We start from the raw sequence: 17,666 nt of genomic DNA, 5'->3' as shown, positions 1-17,666 counted from the left end.
TACACAATGTCTACGACTGAACCTACCTTTTCCGAATTGAAACAAGAATTATTGAACGTGTTGGATCGTCATATCGATTTGCTGAAGACGGTGCCGTCAATCGAAATCGATCATTTAGACGGCGTGCTTTTCATGATGCGCAGTCTCGGTTTTATGTTGGATCGGGCACCCAAAGTATTGGCATTAGATGATCTGACTGAGATGCATTTCATGATGTTTCAATATTACAGCCTGCTCTCGGAATTAAAATACAATCTAGTATTGAATTTCCCTTATGCCTCTTTAGAAGGTGTTCCTCTATTAACGATCATGGAGGGGTTCCCAACGACCTACGAAGCAGCCATGAAACAATGGTGGGAAGACAGAACCGGGCTGGCTGTTGAAGAAACAAAGCAAACAATTGAGATTGCTGCTTTTCAGTAACCTCACACCATAGGCAATTTTCTATGCCTAATAGCTGAAAACGACCCACTGATCAAGCAACCATTGCCAGATCAGCGGGTCTTTTGTCATGGTTCCTATTTTGATGAAACAAATACTTCTGGGAACAATAAGCGTAAGACTGACATCGTCAGGCGTTGGCCAGCACCGCTATAAGGATAGACGTGCATGTGCATCGCAGGATTGAAATTGGCTTCAATGATTCCATATGCCCCTTCACTATCAGCAGGCTTTGTCTTATCAGGAATAATCAAATCAATACCGCAAATCGCTGCCCCTAATGCTTCGACCGCTGCTGCTGCAATGGCTTTATAATCCTCATTGAAATCATCTGTGACATCGATTGAATCACCGCCAGTACTGATGTTTGAATTTTCTCGCAAGTAGACGATTTGTCCTTCTGCTGGGATCGAAGCAATCGTATAGCCTTGTTCTTTGAGCATCAATTGTTCCAGATTGCCTAATTGGATCCATTCCAACGGCGACCGGTGATGAGACCCTCGCAAAGGATCCAGATTTTTTTCGTTGACCAATTCTTCAATCGTTTGTCGTCCATTCCCGACAACATTGGCGGGGATCCGCAATAAGATGGCATCCACACGACCATCAATGACGAAGAAGCGGTATTCCGTTCCTGCCAAGAAAGATTCCACGAGGATCGATTGATCTTCCGCAAAAGCAATCGCTACAGCCTCTTGGTAGTCAGCCAAAGATGCCCCCTCTTTAAAAATAGAGATACCCAAGCCATAATTGGTAGTTTTGGGTTTCACAACAAAGCCGCTTTTGGCAATGTGGGGGTAATAATCGATTGCATCAGCAGTCGTTGCAAATTCAGCGCCGCTGGGCACATGAAAGCCGTGATCAGCCAATACTTTCTTGGTCACTGTCTTATTGGCCATGATCAAAGGCACGACATATTGATCCTTGCTTGTCATATTGGCATTCTTGACATACTCTACATGGTCCCCTACTTGCAAGCGCAAGAATTGATCTGATTCATCTAACACTTCTACTTTGATTCCTTTTTGAATGGCATCAAACATCAAAATCTGCGTCGACAATTCCAGTCCGCGAAACCCGGCTAATTGATAGGGTCTGGCCCAAGCAGCGTGGTGGTAAGCCAACCCTAGGTCTTTAGCGACCGCAGCTTGATTTTCTGCTTGGCTTGCTTGAAAGAGTTTGCCGGCAAATGTCATTGCCGGATCAGCCAACATATCGGCTAATTGGGCCAAATAAGGGACCTCCGGCAATTGTAATTCAGCGGCAAAACGATGCAGCTCATCCACCAAATCGTTGGCTTCTTGAAGATAGGCGGTTTGAGCCAAAGGATGTTCTAATGCCACTTCGTCATTCAGTCGATCGCCTGTCTTGACCCAATCGTCTAGATCTGTGCCTTCTTCTTTGGTACTTAAAAATAACAAAAAGAAATGCAAGAACGCTACTTGTTCTTTTGAAATACCATATTCCGCATACGGATCAATGTCGATATTGCGCATTTCAATGTAGCGGATCCCGGCTTCAGCTAGATCTGCTACACGACGGCCGCCACGTAAACGAACAGGGGCATAAAATTCTTTCTCCTCAGAAAGTTTGCCAGTTTCCACAAGATGGGCAATATCCCCAAGATAATCCTGTAACGAGGCATAAGAAACTGTCACATCAGGATGATTGGTGTAGCCATAGCGGCTATTCCTGATACTGCGTACAGGTTCGGAAGGCCGTTGGTCATCTGTGAAATAATTGGCTTCTGAAACAGGTGTTGCACCAAAGAAATAGGTCAAAAACCAACGATAATGCAAATAATTGCGGGTCACTTTCAAGTATAACTCTGTCTTGAATCCTTGATAGTCGATCCCTTGCTCACTTTCTTCATACAACCGCTGAATAAAACTATCCGCAAATTCAAAATTAAAATGGATACCACTGACCATTTGCTTACGTTTGCCATAAGTCTTTGCCAAATAACGGCGATATAACACATCCTCAAATTGATCCAGTTTGGCAATCACGATCGCCGATTCTTCTTTAGGCAAAGCTGGCGGCATGCTTAATGGCCACAGCATTTCTTCCGGCGCCATTGAACGATAGGCCACATCATGGATCGCACTCAAATAGCGAAACAACTCATCCACAGAATCAGCGACCGGTGTGATCAATTCCAATTGGTTTTCAGCAAAATCGGTTTGGATATAAGGATGAAAACTGCGATTCCCTAATGATGCAGGATGATCGGTCCCTGCGAAATCTCCGCTTAACGTGACCCGTTGCGCCTCACGTTCGATTCCATAACGTCCCTTTAATAAATAGGGAAAAAGTGCTTTTTGCTTTAACATTGTTTTTATCTTCATTTGGTTACCCTCTAAATTCTCTGACTTGTTTTTTATTTTTTTCATATTCTCTTTTTCATTATAGACAAAAAATGCGAGAAGTGAACAAAATCGGCTCTTTTTTTACATTAAGTGCTGTCTCTTATACACATCTAGATGTGTATAAGAGACTTCTCTTTTTCATTATAGACAAAAAATGCGAGAAGTGAACAAAATCGGCTCTTTTTTTACATTAAGTGTTAACAAAATTACCAAGATTTCATAAAATACTTGAATAAATTTGATATTTACCTACAAAATAAAGTATACTGATTATATAACAGTAAATTATTATGTCTATATTACTCTTTTTGAAAGGAAGAATAGTGAATGAAACCACTTAACCTTACCAAACGCGAACGCCAAATCATGAATATTTTCTGGAATGCAGATAAACCTTTGTCTGCAAATGACATTGCTGTCCAACAGCAAGATCTAAGCAAGAATACGATTCAAGCTGTGGTACGCAAATTAAAAAACCATGATTTATTGAAAGTAGCCGATATCGGATACAGCGGTACCGTCTTGACGCGCCTGTATGCGCCAAACGTGACGCAAGAAGATTTTCTTGCTGCTGAATTATCTGAACAGTCGTTACTGAACTTGATCACCAACTTTATCGAGACCAATAAAGAGATCGATACATTGAACGAATTAGAAAAATTGATCAAAGACCGTCAAGGAGAACTAACAAAGTAATCGACTGGCCCTTGTCGCACTTGCAATCCACGTCTATCAAAGACCGCTTCCCGAAATACTCGGTCTGCATACACTTGCTTGTAAGGCATCTTTTATCTTCGCTGCACCAAACAATTTGTTGTCTGCAGTAGCGATGCGCTATTCTTCAATCAACCGTCACTGGTTTAAAGCAACAAATGAGAGCCATGTATTGGGAATTTCCCGACACACGGCTCTTTTTTAGTCCTTGATCAACCCTTTAAACAGCCCAACAACAAACTCATTCGGATCAAATGGTTCTAGGTCATCTATTCCTTCTCCTAGTCCAACCAATTTGACTGGCAAACGCAACTCGTTGCGGATCGCTAACACGATCCCACCTTTAGCCGTACCATCTAGCTTCGTTAAGACAAGACCGGAGACATCGGTTGTTTCTTTGAATTGTTTGGCTTGGTTCATGGCATTTTGGCCTGTTGTTGCATCCAATACCAACAAGACTTCGTGGGGTGCACTTGGATCGACCCGTTGAATGATTCGTTTGATTTTTTCCAATTCATTCATCAAATTGACTTTGTTTTGCAAGCGGCCAGCTGTATCTACCAGCAAAACATCTGCATCTTCGGCTTTGGCACGTTCCATCGCATCAAATACAACTGCAGCGGGATCACCGCCGGCATTGCCTCGTACCACTTCCACGCCAGCTCGTTCGCCCCAGACGACCAACTGATCAATGGCACCGGCCCGAAATGTATCGGCTGCAGCCAATAAGACTTTCTTGCCTTCTGCTTTGAATTGGTGGGCCAATTTGCCGATGCTTGTGGTTTTACCCACACCATTGACACCTACAAACAAGATCACCGTCAGATTCGGTTGCATATTCAATGTATTGACTTCATCGATACCCGCTTCTCCATATAGATCCACTAGTTTTTCAATGATCACATTTTGCACATCTGCAGTTTTTTTGACATTGCGCAATTTCACTTCTTGTCTTAATGCATCAGCGATTTTCATCGCTGCATCAAACCCAACATCAGCGCCGATCAATGTCTCTTCCACTTCTTCAAAGAAATCTTCATCTACTGTTCGGAAATTCGCAAATAATTCATTCATTCGTTGTCCAAAGGTTTTGCGAGATTTGCTCAACCCTTTGGTGTATTTGTCTTGCACAGTTTCTTTTGCTGTGTCCGTTGCAGTTGCTTCAGCACTTGGCACAGACGGCTGGGTCTTGACGAATGTAGTGCTGTCTGTGTCTGTCGGCGTCATAGATGCTTGTTTGGTTGTTCCATCCTCTGCGGGCTCTTGCGGCTCTATTGGTTCTTGGGTCGGTACAACAGTAGCATGAGTCTCGACATCGGACAAATCTGCGGCGGCATCATTGGCTTTGTGCACAGGTTCAGTTGAAGAGCCTTCGTTATCGGACGTTGCGGGGGTATCTACTGTTTCTGACGTTTCTGTTGTTTCTGTTGTTTCCGTCGTTTCTCCAATCAACGCTTTTTTGATTTTGTCAAAAAATCCCATATCAAGCACCTCCTGTTAGGACATATTTTTCAATCACTTTGGCTACGCCATCAGCTTCATTTGAATCAGTGACTACATCGGCGGCTTCTTTGATCATTGGCACTGCATTTTCCATCGCCACACCAATGCCTGCGTAACGAATCATTGGCAAATCATTTTCTTCGTCGCCGATCGCCATCACTTCAGATTGGTCAATTCCTAAGTCTTGGGCCAATAAACTGATGCCATAGGCTTTGGTGATCCCTTTCGGCATAAATTCCAACAAATTGTTGCGGCTTTTGATGATCTCAAACTTTTCACTGACTTCCGCTGGGATCTCTGGGATTTTGGGATCCAAAACCTCTTGGTGATAAGCAATCACAGCTTTATTATATAACTTCGTCTCATCTAATGCATCAATGGCAAATGGTCGGCAATCCAGTAATGGATTCAATGAACCATAGATCGACAAATGATCAGCCGAAGTCGGCAAAGTTAAGACGATTTCTTCTGATACGATGTCTAAAGGCATGTTCAACCCTTCAGCCACGGCAATCAATTCATGGACATCAGCCAACTGCAGCGCTGCTTTTTCGATGATTTCGCCAGTTTCGTTTTTTTGCACTAAACCGCCATTGAAGGTGATACTATAATCCCCTGCATCTTTAAGGGACAGTTCATCCAAATAAGGTCTGATGGCCCGCAATGGACGACCGGTACAAATGACGACTTTAACACCTTGGGCTTTTGCTTGGGCCAATGCTTGTTTGTTGCGGCTCGTCACTTCTTTTTTGCTATTCAATAATGTTCCATCTAGATCAATGGCAATCAATTTAATCATTGTTTTTACTCCTCTACTCTTGCACGGCTGCGAAACTCCCGCCTTCTCGGACCTCTTCTAAACGTACTGAGACGGTTTTGGACACGCCGGATTCTTGCATGGTCACGCCATATAGAACATCGGCTGCTTCCATGGTGCCTTTACGGTGGGTCACAACGATAAATTGGGTATCGTTTTGGAATGCGCTGAGGTAATGGCCAAATCTAGAGACATTGGCTTCATCCAAAGCTGCTTCTACTTCATCCAGCACACAAAATGGCACAGGGCGTACTTGAATAATCGAAAACAATAGCGCAATGGCTGTCAACGCCCGTTCTCCACCAGAAAGCAGACTTAAATTCTGCAATTTTTTGCCTGGCGGTTGTGCTTCGATCTCGATACCGGTATTCAACAGATCAGTTGGATCCGTCAACACGAGTTCTGCATGACCGCCTCCGAACATGTTCGGAAAGACTTGTTTGAATTGCAAACGGATAGCATCAAACACTTCGCCGAATCGCGTCTTGACTTCCTCATCCATTTCGGACATGGTATCAAAAAGCTGTGCCTTGGCCGTCAATAAGTCATCCCGCTGTCCTGTCAGGAACAGGTGCCGTTGATTGACTTGTTCAAATTGCTCGATGGCATTCAAGTTGACCGGTCCAATCTCATCGATGGCCGTTTTTAATGTCTGGATTTCTTCTTTTGCTGCCACAGCATCTGTGATCGCATTGAAATCTTGCGCAGCTTTTTCATAGGTCATATTGTATTCTTCTTGCAGATATAACAGACGATTGTCCATGACCAATTCACTACGATTTTTTTCGATTTCAACTGCTGTTTTTTGCGACAACTGCTCTTTTTGTTCTAGATTGGCACTGCTCAATGCTTCATCCAACGATCCGATTTTCAATTGGACCGCTTGCCGTTTGGTACGGATATCCGTCAATTCTGCCGTCAAAGAATCTTTTGCTGCTGCATATTCTTTGATTTGTTGCACAAGGGCTTCTTCGGAGAATTCATGGTGACTGACATTGCTGGAAAGTGCTTGTATCTGGCGGGTCAAGACGCCTTGACGCTCTTCATTTTCTGCAACAGCTTGTGCGTTGGTAGCGATTTTTTGCTGCAAGTGCGCTGTTTGTTCTTTTTGAACAGCAAAATCTGCTTGCAATCGCGCCAGTGATTCTGCCACTTGCTGTCGTTTTTCTTCAATTAAATCTTCTTCGACATTCATTTGACGAATGTCTTGGTCGATTTTGGTTAATTGAGCAGCAATCCGTTGCTGTTGTTCTTCTAAATCTTGTTTCTTTTCGGCATATTCTTCAAAGAAGGCTTGTACTTCCCGATGCTCGAAGGCAAACACTTGCTGTTCTTTTCGCAGACGGTCAAGTTCTTGCTGCAGATGATCCAAGCGATTTTGTAATTCGTGTTCTGTCATCCGATCTTGCTCACCTTGCGTGCGCAACGTATCTAAAGCAGCACGGGCTTCTTTCGCAGCCGCTTCAAACTGCTGCACCTGTTTTTCGGTGGTTTGCAGCCGCTCATCTAATTGCGTCGCTTGTGCAGTCAGCTGTTGTAATTCATTGCTTTGCGTGAATAGGCTGCCCGCATTCTTTTTGGTCGCTCCACCTGTCATGGAACCCCCAGCATTCATGACGTCTCCTTCTAAAGAGACGACCCGATAACTGTAATTCAAGGCTCTAGCCAGCGCATTGGCGCTTTGCAGATCTTCAGCAATCAAGATACTGCCTAAAAGATTGTCAGTGATCGTCCGAATCGATTCAGGGGAATCCACCAGTTCACTGGCAACACCGATAAACCCATTGACTTGTTGTGCTTGATGGCGGGCATATTCAGGTAAATGACGGGCTTTAATGGTTGTCAATGGTAAAAAGGTGGCACGACCGCCACGATTGTCCTTCAGATAGGTAATTGCATTGCGGGCATCTCGTTCGTTCTCCACGATCACATGTTGTGCTGAAGCACCCAATGCTGTTTCGATTGCAACCGTGTAGGCTTGCGGGACCTCGATCAACTCTGCTACAGCCCCTACGATACCTTGCAAGTGCTGTTTGTTTTTTAGGACCAGCCGGACACCTTGATAAAAGCCGCTGTAATTCTCTTGGATATCTTGCAAACTCCGCTGTTTCGCTCGGACTTGCTGGACTTGATTCATCAGCGCATACATTTTTTTCTGCGCTTCTTCAAAACGTGTTTGATTGTGTTGGGCCTTTTCTTGTACTTGAATATATTGATTGCGCTGCGCTTCTAAAGTTGTTTTGGCCGTTGTTAACTGTTCGGTCACTAGCGCGGCTTCTGTTTCTTTCGCTTGCAGCGTTGTATTCATTTGCGTTTGTCTTGTCAGAGCGGATTGGTTTTTGGCTGTTTCTTGCTGGTATTGACGCTCCAGATATTTCAATTCATTGCCAACTGTAGCCTGTTCTTGCATTGTCTCTACATACTGACTGCGCAACTCTTCAATGATTTCTTTGGCAGAGCGTTGGTACTTCTCTTGTTCTTTACGCGCTGCTGTAATTTGGGCTTCCACTTCTTGGATGCTGCGGTTCTTTTGTGAAAGTGCAGCAATCAAGTCGCTTTTTTCCTCATTTAAAAGATTGCCTCTTTCAATGACTTCCTCTAAATTCTCTTGGTATTCTTCTGTACTTTTTTGGGTATGCTTTGAGCGCTCATTCAACAGTTCTTTTTGGCCTTCTGCTTGTGTTAAGCCTTCTGTGGCAGCCAGGAGTTTTTGATTGATTTCCTCAAGGGTCTCATCAAAGGTGCTGCGCTGTTGACGCAGATCATGTAATGAAAGTTCCCCTTGATTGATGCGGGCGGCAATGTGCTCAAGCCGTTGATTACAAGCTGCTAACTCTGTTTTGGCCAATTCCCAAGTTGCTTTTGCCTCAGCAATCTCCATGGCCGTATATGCCACATCGATAGTGGTCAATTGTTCTTTTAAAGCCAAGAATTTTTTGGCCGCTTCACTTTGCGCCGATAACGGCAGCAGCTGATCTTCCAATTCATAAATGATATCTTGCAGACGGCTCAGATTATCCTCTGTTTCAAATAATTTCTGTTCCGCCTTTTTCTTGCGTTGTTTGTATTTCAACACACCAGCCGCTTCCTCGAAAATCCCACGGCGGTCTTCTGGTTTGCTGCTGAATATCGCTTCTACTTTTCCTTGAGAGATAATAGAAAATGATTCTTTTCCTAATCCAGAATCCATAAACAATTCTTGAATATCTTTCAAACGACAAGATTGTTTGTTCAAAAAGAAGTCACTTTCGCCCGTTCTTCTTAAACGTCTGGATACACTGATTTCATTGTAATCTAAAGGCAAGTAATGATCGCTATTGTCTAATACGATCGTCACTTCCGCTATATTTAGCGCCTTACGGGAGTCGGAACCCGCGAAAATAACATCTGGCATTTTCCCGCCCCGCAGATTTTTGGCAGATTGTTCTCCTAAAACCCAACGAATTGCTTCGGTAATGTTGCTCTTGCCGCTGCCGTTTGGTCCGACAACAGCAGTCACTCGGTGTTCAAAATCGATGACTGTGCGGTCGGCAAAGGATTTAAAGCCGGCAATCTCTATTCGTTTTAAATACACTCCGCCATTCCTCTCTTATTGATCCAGTGATGCGAGCGCATTTGCTGCTGCATCTTGTTCTGATAATTTTTTTGATTTGCCTTGTCCTTTTCCGATCAAAGCATCGTCACAATAGACTTCTGTCCAAAAAATCCGTTCGTGCGCCGGACCAGCTTCTTTGATCAAACGATAGTTGATCGCTACATCGCCGCCTTTTTGCAGCACTTCTTGTAACCGTGTTTTGTGATCCATCTCATGGGAAAAAGCACCTGCTTTGACTTTCGGAAAGACAACTTGTTTCAAGAAGCCATCGACACTTTCAAGTCCTTGGTCTAAGTACAACGCCCCTAAGAAAGCCTCAAATAGATCGCATAACAAAGAAGGACGTTTGCGTCCGCCGGAATTTTCTTCCCCTTTGCCTAAACGAATCGATTCATCAAAGCGGCAATCTTTGGCAAACATCGACAAACTGTCTTCTCTGACGATCGCAGCTCTTAGCTTCGTTAACTTGCCTTCGGGCAGATCCGGTAATTCTCGATATAAATAGCGAGAAACGAGCAGTTCTAAAACTGCATCACCAAGGAATTCCAACCGTTCATTGTCTGACAAGTGTAAGTTGCGGTGCTCATTCACATAAGATGAATGGGTAAACGCCTGTTCTAATAAATCAACATCATGGAACACGATACCAAACTTTTCTTTCAGTTCTTTCGTTAGCTGTGTATTCATCTGCCACATTCCTTTATTCTTTAGTTGACACTTCCCTATTATACTGGTTTTTGCTGAATTATGAAATGTTTCGTCTAAAATCTTGTATTGGTTGTAAGAAAAATTTATGCAGCCCTACGGATAACCAATCAATCCAGTAAAAATAGCAAAAAAGACGTTCCCAAAGGAACGTCTTTTCATCAATGACTAACGAGATTCTGCAGTAAGAGAAACAGTTGCCCATGGGTTATGGTCAACATCGTATGCCCAGTCAAAATCTTTCACGCGGTCAGAAATAGGTAATACTTCATTACGGTAAAGTGTTGGGATAACGAATGCTTCGTCAAATGCATATTCTTGCCATGCATCAAATGCTTCTTTACGTTTTGTATCATCAAATGAATCTGTTGAATCGATTGCTTCTAACAATTTAGTGTTTTCATCTGAAGAGAAACGTGTATAGTTGTAAGCTGCAGTTGCACCATACAAACCTGAAGGTGATGGATCTGAACCAGTTCCCCAAGCGCCTTGGTAAACGTCGATTTCAGGATCATCATTTTCTAATTTGTCATAGAATGCTTGGAAGTCGATCAAACGGCCAGTTGTGTATTGTACATCTAGTCCGATTTCGTTCCATTGTTGGATGTAATAATCAGCTAATGGTTGAGCTGTTTCGCCACCTGACATTGAAGCAAAGTTGATGGTTAATTTTTCGCCATCTTTGTCTTCACGCATGCCGTCGCCATCCACATCTTCGTAACCAGCGTCATCAAGTAATTGATTTGCTTTGTCGATGTTGTAAGTATAACCTTCAACTTCAGTGTCATGCAATGTACCAAATACTGGTGGGATCAATGTTGTTGCATTTGTACGCAAACCATTGTAGAAACGGCTGCCGACAGCGTCGTTGTCTAACGCATATCCCATTGCTTGACGCAATGATTTGTCAGCCATTTTAGCATCTGGATTTGTTACAACTTTATTTGCTTCTGAATCCCATGTACCTAATTTGAAACCGATATAGGTATACGCTTGTTCTGGACGACCTAAGATTTGGTAGCCATCTGTGTCTTTATATGTTGGATAAGTATCCGTAGGCATTGATAGTGCGATGTCATATTGTTTCGCATTCAAACCTTCTACGATTGAAGCAGATGGTACTGCTTTGAATGATAATTTATCTAGTTTTGGTGCGCCACCGTAGTAGTATTCATTTGGTGTATACTCTACTGACTCACCAGCAACGATGTTAGACATCACATATGGACCAAATACAACTGGGGTTTTACGTACTGGATCACTTGATTCCATATCTTTGATGGCAATGCCGTCAAAGGTATGTTTCGGTAATGCAGAAGCCCATACACCGCCACCTGCTTGAAGCATACCTGGGTGTACTTGTTTGTATTCGATGGTTACGACTTTGTCGCTTTCTTTTGTGATCCCTGAAATGGTATCAGATTTGCCATCGTGGTAATCTTCCATTCCTACGATATTGGTAAAGTTGCTGTCATAACGTACGCCTGTGTAGTCTTTGTTTCCGATGACTTCGTATGAGAAAATCACGTCGTCTGCAGTCACATCTTCTCCATCAGACCATGTTAAGTTATCACGCAATGTGATTGTTGCTGTATTATTGTCTTGATCGATTTCTAAGTTTGCTGCCCCGCCATCCACGATTTTGAAATCTGCATCTGTTAAGAATAGACTTTCGTTACTTGGTGACATGAATTGTGCATCATACGCATCTTGATAGAATTCTGTTTGGAACAATCCTTGGAACTGTGTATCCATTACGACTGCTACGTCCAATGTACCGCCGTCCACTGCGTCTGCGTCGTTTGTCACTGAAGTCGGGAAGCTGCTTACATCTTCTGTTTCAGTAGCTGAATTGCTACCGTCAGATGAATCAGTTCCACCACCATTACTGCCACAAGCTGCCAATGCTAACACTGACAAAAGCGTGACCATACCAAAAATATTTTTCTTCATCCTGTATCCTCCTTAAATTATCCTAACCGCTGACGCGCATCTGCTGAACGCTTAAATGCTTGACCAACGTAATTTATACTCAACATCAAGACCAAAATCAGAATTGACGCGGGTAACCAAATCCATTGTCTATTGACCAGCACATCACCGCTGCTGGCGTATCCAATCAACGTACCTAAACTAGGTACATTGGTCGGTAGACCAAAACCTAAGAACGTTAGTGTCGTTTCAATACCGATATTGGCTGCAAAGTTCATTGTTAAGTTGGTGATGATCAATGAGCTCAAGTTCGGCATGATTTCGCGGAACATAATGACAAAGTCATTGGTTCCTAAGGTTTTCGACGCACTAACATAATCTCTACGGCCTTCTGACAAGGTCTTACTTCGGAAGAGCCGCGCTTTTCCGACCCAGTAAAAGGCACTCATGACCCATATAAAGGTCCAAACATCATAGCGAGGTACGATCGACACGATAACGATAATGATCAACATGATCGGCAAAATCATCACGAAATCGACGATTCGCATCAGAATATTATCGATCATTCCGCCATAGTAACCAGAAATGATCCCTAGGCCAACCCCAACGATCGATGTAATGATCGTAATGGAGAACCCAATCAATATCGAATTACGGGCACCAATCACTAACTGTCCCCAAACATCACGGCCACCTTCATCCGCCCCTAAAAGGTAGGTGCCGCCGTTTGGCGAAACAGCGCCAGGCACTGCATATTTATCAAGGATGCTGACACGCATCACTTGGGTTTGATCCATCATAGCCGAACCAATAAACACGAATAGTAAAACAGCGACTAAAAATACCAATGAGAAAATGGCAATTTTGTCTTTTAAAAATTCGCGAAAAATCATTTTTAATCCCATAGGCGGGATACTTTCTTGTTTTAAATCTTTTTCTTTCTTTTCAGACATGCTTATCCCCTCCTATTACTGGATTCTGATTCTTGGATCGACAATACTCATAATGATATCAGATAACAACGTACCGATCAGCGTAGCCAACCCTAAGATCAACGTCAACGATGTAATCACGGCGTAATCCCGCTGTACGATACTATCAATAAACAACTTACCTACACCTGGATAGGCGAAGATTTTTTCGATAACCACTGATCCAGCAATCAAGGAAGTAATCTCATACCCCATTTGTGAGGCAATCGGTAATGATGCATTCCGAAAGACGTGACGTGAGAAGACTTTATTTGTTGGTACGCCTTTTGAACGGGCTGTACGAACAAAATCAAGTGATTTCGAATCAATCACTTCACTACGCAAGTACTGGATCGTTACTGCCGTCCCCAATAATGCCGACGTAATGGAAGGCAAGATCAAATGATACAAGCGACTCCAAAACTCAGCCATGCCGCTGACACCTGGCACAACAGAACCGCTCGTTGGGAACCAACCTAGACGATAGCCAAAAATGAACAATGCCAACAAAGCAAAGATAAACAATGGAACAGCAAAACTAAAAAAGTTATAGATGACTACTACTTTATCGATGAATGAATCTTGGTAACGACCAGCCCACATACCTAAAGGAATTGCAATCAAGTATGTCAAAATAACTGTTAGTAATGATAACCATAATGTGTTTGTGATCCGGCCTGACAACAAGGTTGCGACAGGCAGCTTATAAATGAAGCTTTGTCCGAAGTCCCCTTGGACTGCATTGCCGATCCAGCGGAAATATTGGGTATACCACGGATCATTTAATCCGGCTGCTTCCCGCATTTTTTCAATTACGGCTGGATCTTGGTTTGGGTTGATCAACCCGGTAAACGGATCCCCTGGCATTGCTTGTGCAATCAAGAAAATCAAAATACTCAAAATAATGACTTGAGGGATCATCAACAACAAACGACGTAGAATTGTTTTCCACATTATTCAGCACCCCCATTTTTCAATGCGACTTGATGTGATGCGGTAATCGTCCGCAAATCATACACCCGGCCAGTTTCGTCATAATAATCTTTTTGATGCGTCACATAGTCTAATTCCACCCGACGGCGGTTGTCTTTGTGGGCTTCACGATTTTTTACGTCGATTTGAGGGATGGCTGATAACAACCGTTTGGTATAGATATGGCGTGGATCTTGATAAATATCTTCCCGGGTGCCGATTTCAACGAAGCGCCCTTTATACATGATGGCGATATTGTCACACATATGTTTCACGACACCTAAGTCATGAGAGATAAACAAGAAACTTAAGCCGAATTCTTGCTGGATTCGTTTCATGAAGTTCAATACTTGTGCTTGCACAGAAAGGTCCAAAGCAGATACAGGTTCATCCGCGATGATCAATTTAGGGTTTGTGGCAACTGCCCGAGCAACACCCAAACGTTGTCTTTGTCCACCAGAAAACTCATGGGGATATTTGTACAATGCATCTTCTGGCATCCCTACGATATCCAGCAGACTTTTCACACGTTGCTTTTCTTCTTGGTCACTAAGACGGTCGAAGTTCCGCAGCGGTTCAGCGATGATGTCAATCACCCGTTTTTTGGGGTTCAAACTAGACATTGAATCTTGGAAAATCATTTGGACGTCTTTGTTATAGTTCATTTTTTTGCGAACAGAACGTTTGGTCACGTCTTGCCCTTCATAAATGATGCCGCCGCTGGTCACTTTTTCTAGTCCAACAATGGCTTTACCGGTCGTTGATTTCCCTGAACCAGATTCACCAACTAACCCATAGGTCTTGCCTTTTTCGATCACAAAGTCGACACCGTCTACCGCGTAAACAAAGTCAGTCACACGGTTGAAAAACCCGCTGCGAATCGGATAGTGGACTTTCAGATCTTTGATTGTAATTAATTCTGTCATCTACACTTCTCCTTCTTCGTCTCTAAAATGGAAATGCTTGTAGCATGTACAGCGAACCAAATGGTCAGGCGCCACTTCATGCAATACTGGGTTTTCTTCGTGATCACTTTCAGGTATCCAAGGAATCCGCGCTGCAAAACGGCAGCCTGTCCGAGGCATATTTTTCAATGAAGGCACGACGCCTTCGATCACATGCAGTTCACTGTCTTGCGAATTTTCTTGTGGGATCGAGTTTAATAATGAACGTGTGTAAGGATGTTTTGGATTTGAAAATAGTTCTTCAGCAGTTGCAACTTCGACGAATTGTCCGCCGTACATAACAGCCACGCGATCAGCCATTTCGGCTACGACACCAAGGTCATGGGTGATTAAAATGATCCCCGTTTGCGTTTCTTCTTGCAGATCTTTCAATAAATCCAAAATTTGTGCTTGGATCGTCACGTCAAGAGCTGTTGTTGGCTCATCAGCGATGATGATTGGCGGTTTACATGCAATCGCAATAGCGATGATGACCCGTTGGCGCATCCCCCCTGATAATTCATGAGGATATTGACGCCCCACTCGTGGCGGATTAGGAATACCCACTTGTTCTAATAACTCTAATGCCCGTGCTTGACGTTGCTCAGCGGACATGTCTGTATGATAGGACAAACCTTCTTTGATTTGATCTTCAATACGCATCAATGGGTTCAATGCAGACAATGGATCTTGGAAAATCATACCAATATCATTGCCACGGATCTTGTTGTACAATGTTTCATTTAAATTTGATAAATTTAGATCTTTATATAAGATCTCACCAGTGATTTTGGTGTTGTTGTGATCATGCAAGCCCATGATCGTGGTCGCTAATGTACTTTTTCCGCAGCCGGATTCTCCAACGATCGCTAATATCTCATTGCGATCTAATGTGAAAGAAATGCCATCTACTGCATCATAGTAATCATCTTTAATACGGAAACCTGTATGAAGGTTTTGAACATCTAGTAACTGATTATCTCTGGACAATCGAATACCCCTCTCTACTTTCTAAGATGACGTGCAAGTGCTAATAAAAAACTAGGAATAAACGAATGAATTCCGAAAGCTTTCTTAACATTGTATAATATATTCTTAATAATTATATAGAAATGATTCTAATAATGCAAGCCCCACAAAAACAAAAACACTGAATTTTCAGAATACTTACAATAGACTTACATCATTGCCATGTCAGCTTTTTCCGCATGGTTGAAATGGCTTGCAAAAATCGATTAAAGGAACCCTTATTGAAGAACAGGATAAAGAAAGAGCCAAGTCATCTAGGACTTAGCTCTTTTACACTGTCTTAAGCAAGATGGCTTGAAATATAATCAACCGCTCCACCGACTGTTTCGATCTGCTCGGCATCTTCATCTGAAATCTCGGTACCAAATTCATCTTCTAGTTCTAGGACGAATTCCATCACACTGATCGAATCAGCGTTCAAGTCGTCTTTAATGCTCATTGTATCTGTCACGTTCTCGGCATCAATCTCAAAATGATTGGCGATCACGACTGCTACTTTCTTGAATACTTCATCTCGTGTCAACTGGCTTCACCTCCACGCGTTTGCACAAAACATAGAATGGCTAAGAAACATTGTACTGCTTTCACAGGTATTTGTCTAGGTTTTTTTGCATTTTTGTTACAACGATGTCATTCCGATTGCGAAACTTCCGTTGCGGTGGTTGTTTCATAATGCGCAACCAACTGAGCGACGACATCTGTTTCAAGCATCGTATGGATTTGTTTGATCGTGTAAGCAACTGCTTCTGGACCGGTAGAGCCATGGGTTTTGATGACTGGTGCTTTTAGGCCGAAAAGAACGGCGCCGCCATGTTTCGCGTAATCCATCTCATTTTTAACGTTTCGCAACGCATCTTTCAATAGCACTGCGCCTAGTTTCCCTTTGACACCAGCATCCATAATAGATGACTTCAGCAAGCCCATCAAATTCAACGCGGTGCCTTCAATTGATTTCAAGACAGCATTCCCAGTAAAGCCATCCGTCACCACAACATCTGCCGCCCCATTCAATAATTCTCTGGCTTCAACATTGCCAATAAAATGGATCGATGGCTCTGCAGATAACAATTCAAAGGCTTTCTTCGTCAATTCACTGCCTTTGGTTTCTTCGGTCCCATTGTTCAAAAGACCGACACGAGGTGTGTTGATTCCCCGGACTTTTTGGGCATAGAAAGTTCCCAATACGGCGTAATTGACCAAGTGTTCCGGTTTGTTGTCTGCATTGGCGCCTAAGTCTAACATATCAAACCCAGCATCTTTGCCAATCACAGGCATTGTAGACATCAAGCCTGGTCGGTCAATTCCTTTGATCCGTCCGACAATAAACAGCCCAGCTGCCAACAAAGCGCCGGTATTGCCGGCAGAAAAGATGGCGTCTGCACGACCTTCTTTGACCGCTTGTGCGGCTAACACCATGGAGGCAGTTTTCTTGCGGCGGATGGCCTTGACAGGTTCATCATCACTATTGATTTTTTCATCGGTATGAATAATTGTGATCTGACTTTCATCGGTCACATATTTTTTGATTTCATTTTCTTTTCCATATAATTGAAACGCAATATCTGGAAATTCTTTTTTTGCCAGCATGACACCTTCCACGATAGCTTTCGGGGCGTTGTCTCCACCCATTGCATCAACGGCAATTCGCATGTCGTTGCCACTCCCTTCATT

At 43.1% G+C, this 17,666-nt stretch carries 14 protein-coding genes; 2 read left to right on the top strand and 12 right to left on the bottom strand.

Features of this window, described 5'->3' with window-relative positions; genetic code table 11:
* The first annotated feature begins 6 nt into the window (after nt 1-6).
* Complete coding sequence (locus A5886_RS01655; RefSeq protein ID WP_086273330.1) at nt 7-423, top strand: hypothetical protein; 417 nt, start codon at nt 7-9, stop codon at nt 421-423.
* A 95-nt stretch (nt 424-518) separates the two neighbouring features.
* On the opposite strand, the gene gshAB is transcribed toward A5886_RS01655, so the two are convergent.
* Complete coding sequence (gene gshAB, locus A5886_RS01650; RefSeq protein ID WP_086273329.1) at nt 519-2,789, bottom strand: bifunctional glutamate--cysteine ligase GshA/glutathione synthetase GshB; 2,271 nt, start codon at nt 2,787-2,789, stop codon at nt 519-521.
* A 348-nt stretch (nt 2,790-3,137) separates the two neighbouring features.
* On the opposite strand from gshAB, the gene A5886_RS01645 reads away from it, so the two are divergent.
* Entirely contained in the window at nt 3,138-3,506 is a 369-nt protein-coding gene (locus tag A5886_RS01645) for a BlaI/MecI/CopY family transcriptional regulator (protein WP_086273328.1), read from the top strand.
* Nucleotides 3,507-3,725: 219 nt separating this feature from the next.
* Here A5886_RS01645 and ftsY read toward each other — a convergent pair whose 3' ends face one another.
* The 11 genes from ftsY to plsX form a co-directional block, all read right to left on the bottom strand.
* Nucleotides 3,726-5,006 carry a signal recognition particle-docking protein FtsY gene (gene ftsY / locus A5886_RS01640; RefSeq protein WP_086273327.1) on the bottom strand — a complete coding sequence of 427 codons (1,281 nt, stop codon included), beginning with the start codon at nt 5,004-5,006 and terminating at the stop codon, nt 3,726-3,728.
* 1 nt (nt 5,007) lies between these two features.
* Nucleotides 5,008-5,826, bottom strand: a complete 819-nt coding sequence (locus tag A5886_RS01635; RefSeq protein ID WP_086273326.1) for a Cof-type HAD-IIB family hydrolase — start codon at nt 5,824-5,826, stop codon at nt 5,008-5,010.
* Nucleotides 5,827-5,839: 13 nt separating this feature from the next.
* A complete protein-coding gene (gene smc, locus A5886_RS01630) occupies nt 5,840-9,418 on the bottom strand; it encodes a chromosome segregation protein SMC (RefSeq protein WP_086273325.1) in 3,579 nt (1,192 codons plus the stop codon).
* Nucleotides 9,419-9,433: 15 nt separating this feature from the next.
* Nucleotides 9,434-10,126 carry a ribonuclease III gene (gene rnc / locus A5886_RS01625; RefSeq protein ID WP_086273324.1) on the bottom strand — a complete coding sequence of 231 codons (693 nt, stop codon included), beginning with the start codon at nt 10,124-10,126 and terminating at the stop codon, nt 9,434-9,436.
* A gap of 186 nt (nt 10,127-10,312) precedes the next feature.
* The gene (locus A5886_RS01620) at nt 10,313-12,097 is read right to left on the bottom strand and encodes an oligopeptide ABC transporter substrate-binding protein (RefSeq protein WP_086273323.1); all 1,785 of its coding nucleotides are present in this window, start codon (nt 12,095-12,097) and stop codon (nt 10,313-10,315) included.
* A 17-nt stretch (nt 12,098-12,114) separates the two neighbouring features.
* Nucleotides 12,115-13,032, bottom strand: a complete 918-nt coding sequence (locus A5886_RS01615; RefSeq protein WP_086273322.1) for an ABC transporter permease — start codon at nt 13,030-13,032, stop codon at nt 12,115-12,117.
* Nucleotides 13,033-13,047: 15 nt separating this feature from the next.
* The gene (opp4B, locus tag A5886_RS01610) at nt 13,048-14,004 is read right to left on the bottom strand and encodes an oligopeptide ABC transporter permease (protein WP_086273321.1); all 957 of its coding nucleotides are present in this window, start codon (nt 14,002-14,004) and stop codon (nt 13,048-13,050) included.
* Nucleotides 14,004-14,948, bottom strand: coding sequence for an ABC transporter ATP-binding protein (locus A5886_RS01605; protein WP_086273320.1), 945 nt, complete (start codon nt 14,946-14,948; stop codon nt 14,004-14,006). Before A5886_RS01605 ends, opp4B begins: the two co-directional genes overlap by 1 nt.
* A complete protein-coding gene (locus A5886_RS01600) occupies nt 14,949-15,956 on the bottom strand; it encodes an ABC transporter ATP-binding protein (RefSeq protein WP_086273319.1) in 1,008 nt (335 codons plus the stop codon).
* A 319-nt stretch (nt 15,957-16,275) separates the two neighbouring features.
* Nucleotides 16,276-16,518: an acyl carrier protein gene (gene acpP / locus A5886_RS01595; RefSeq protein WP_005227129.1), complete on the bottom strand. Its 243-nt coding sequence runs from the start codon at nt 16,516-16,518 to the stop codon at nt 16,276-16,278.
* Nucleotides 16,519-16,625: 107 nt separating this feature from the next.
* Complete coding sequence (gene plsX / locus A5886_RS01590) at nt 16,626-17,645, bottom strand: phosphate acyltransferase PlsX (RefSeq protein WP_086273318.1); 1,020 nt, start codon at nt 17,643-17,645, stop codon at nt 16,626-16,628.
* Nucleotides 17,646-17,666 lie beyond the last annotated feature (21 nt).

The organism is Candidatus Enterococcus testudinis (assembly GCF_002140915.1).
Lineage (GTDB): Bacteria > Bacillota > Bacilli > Lactobacillales > Enterococcaceae > Enterococcus_D > Enterococcus_D testudinis.
This window is presented reverse-complemented; position numbering and strand designations above follow the sequence as displayed.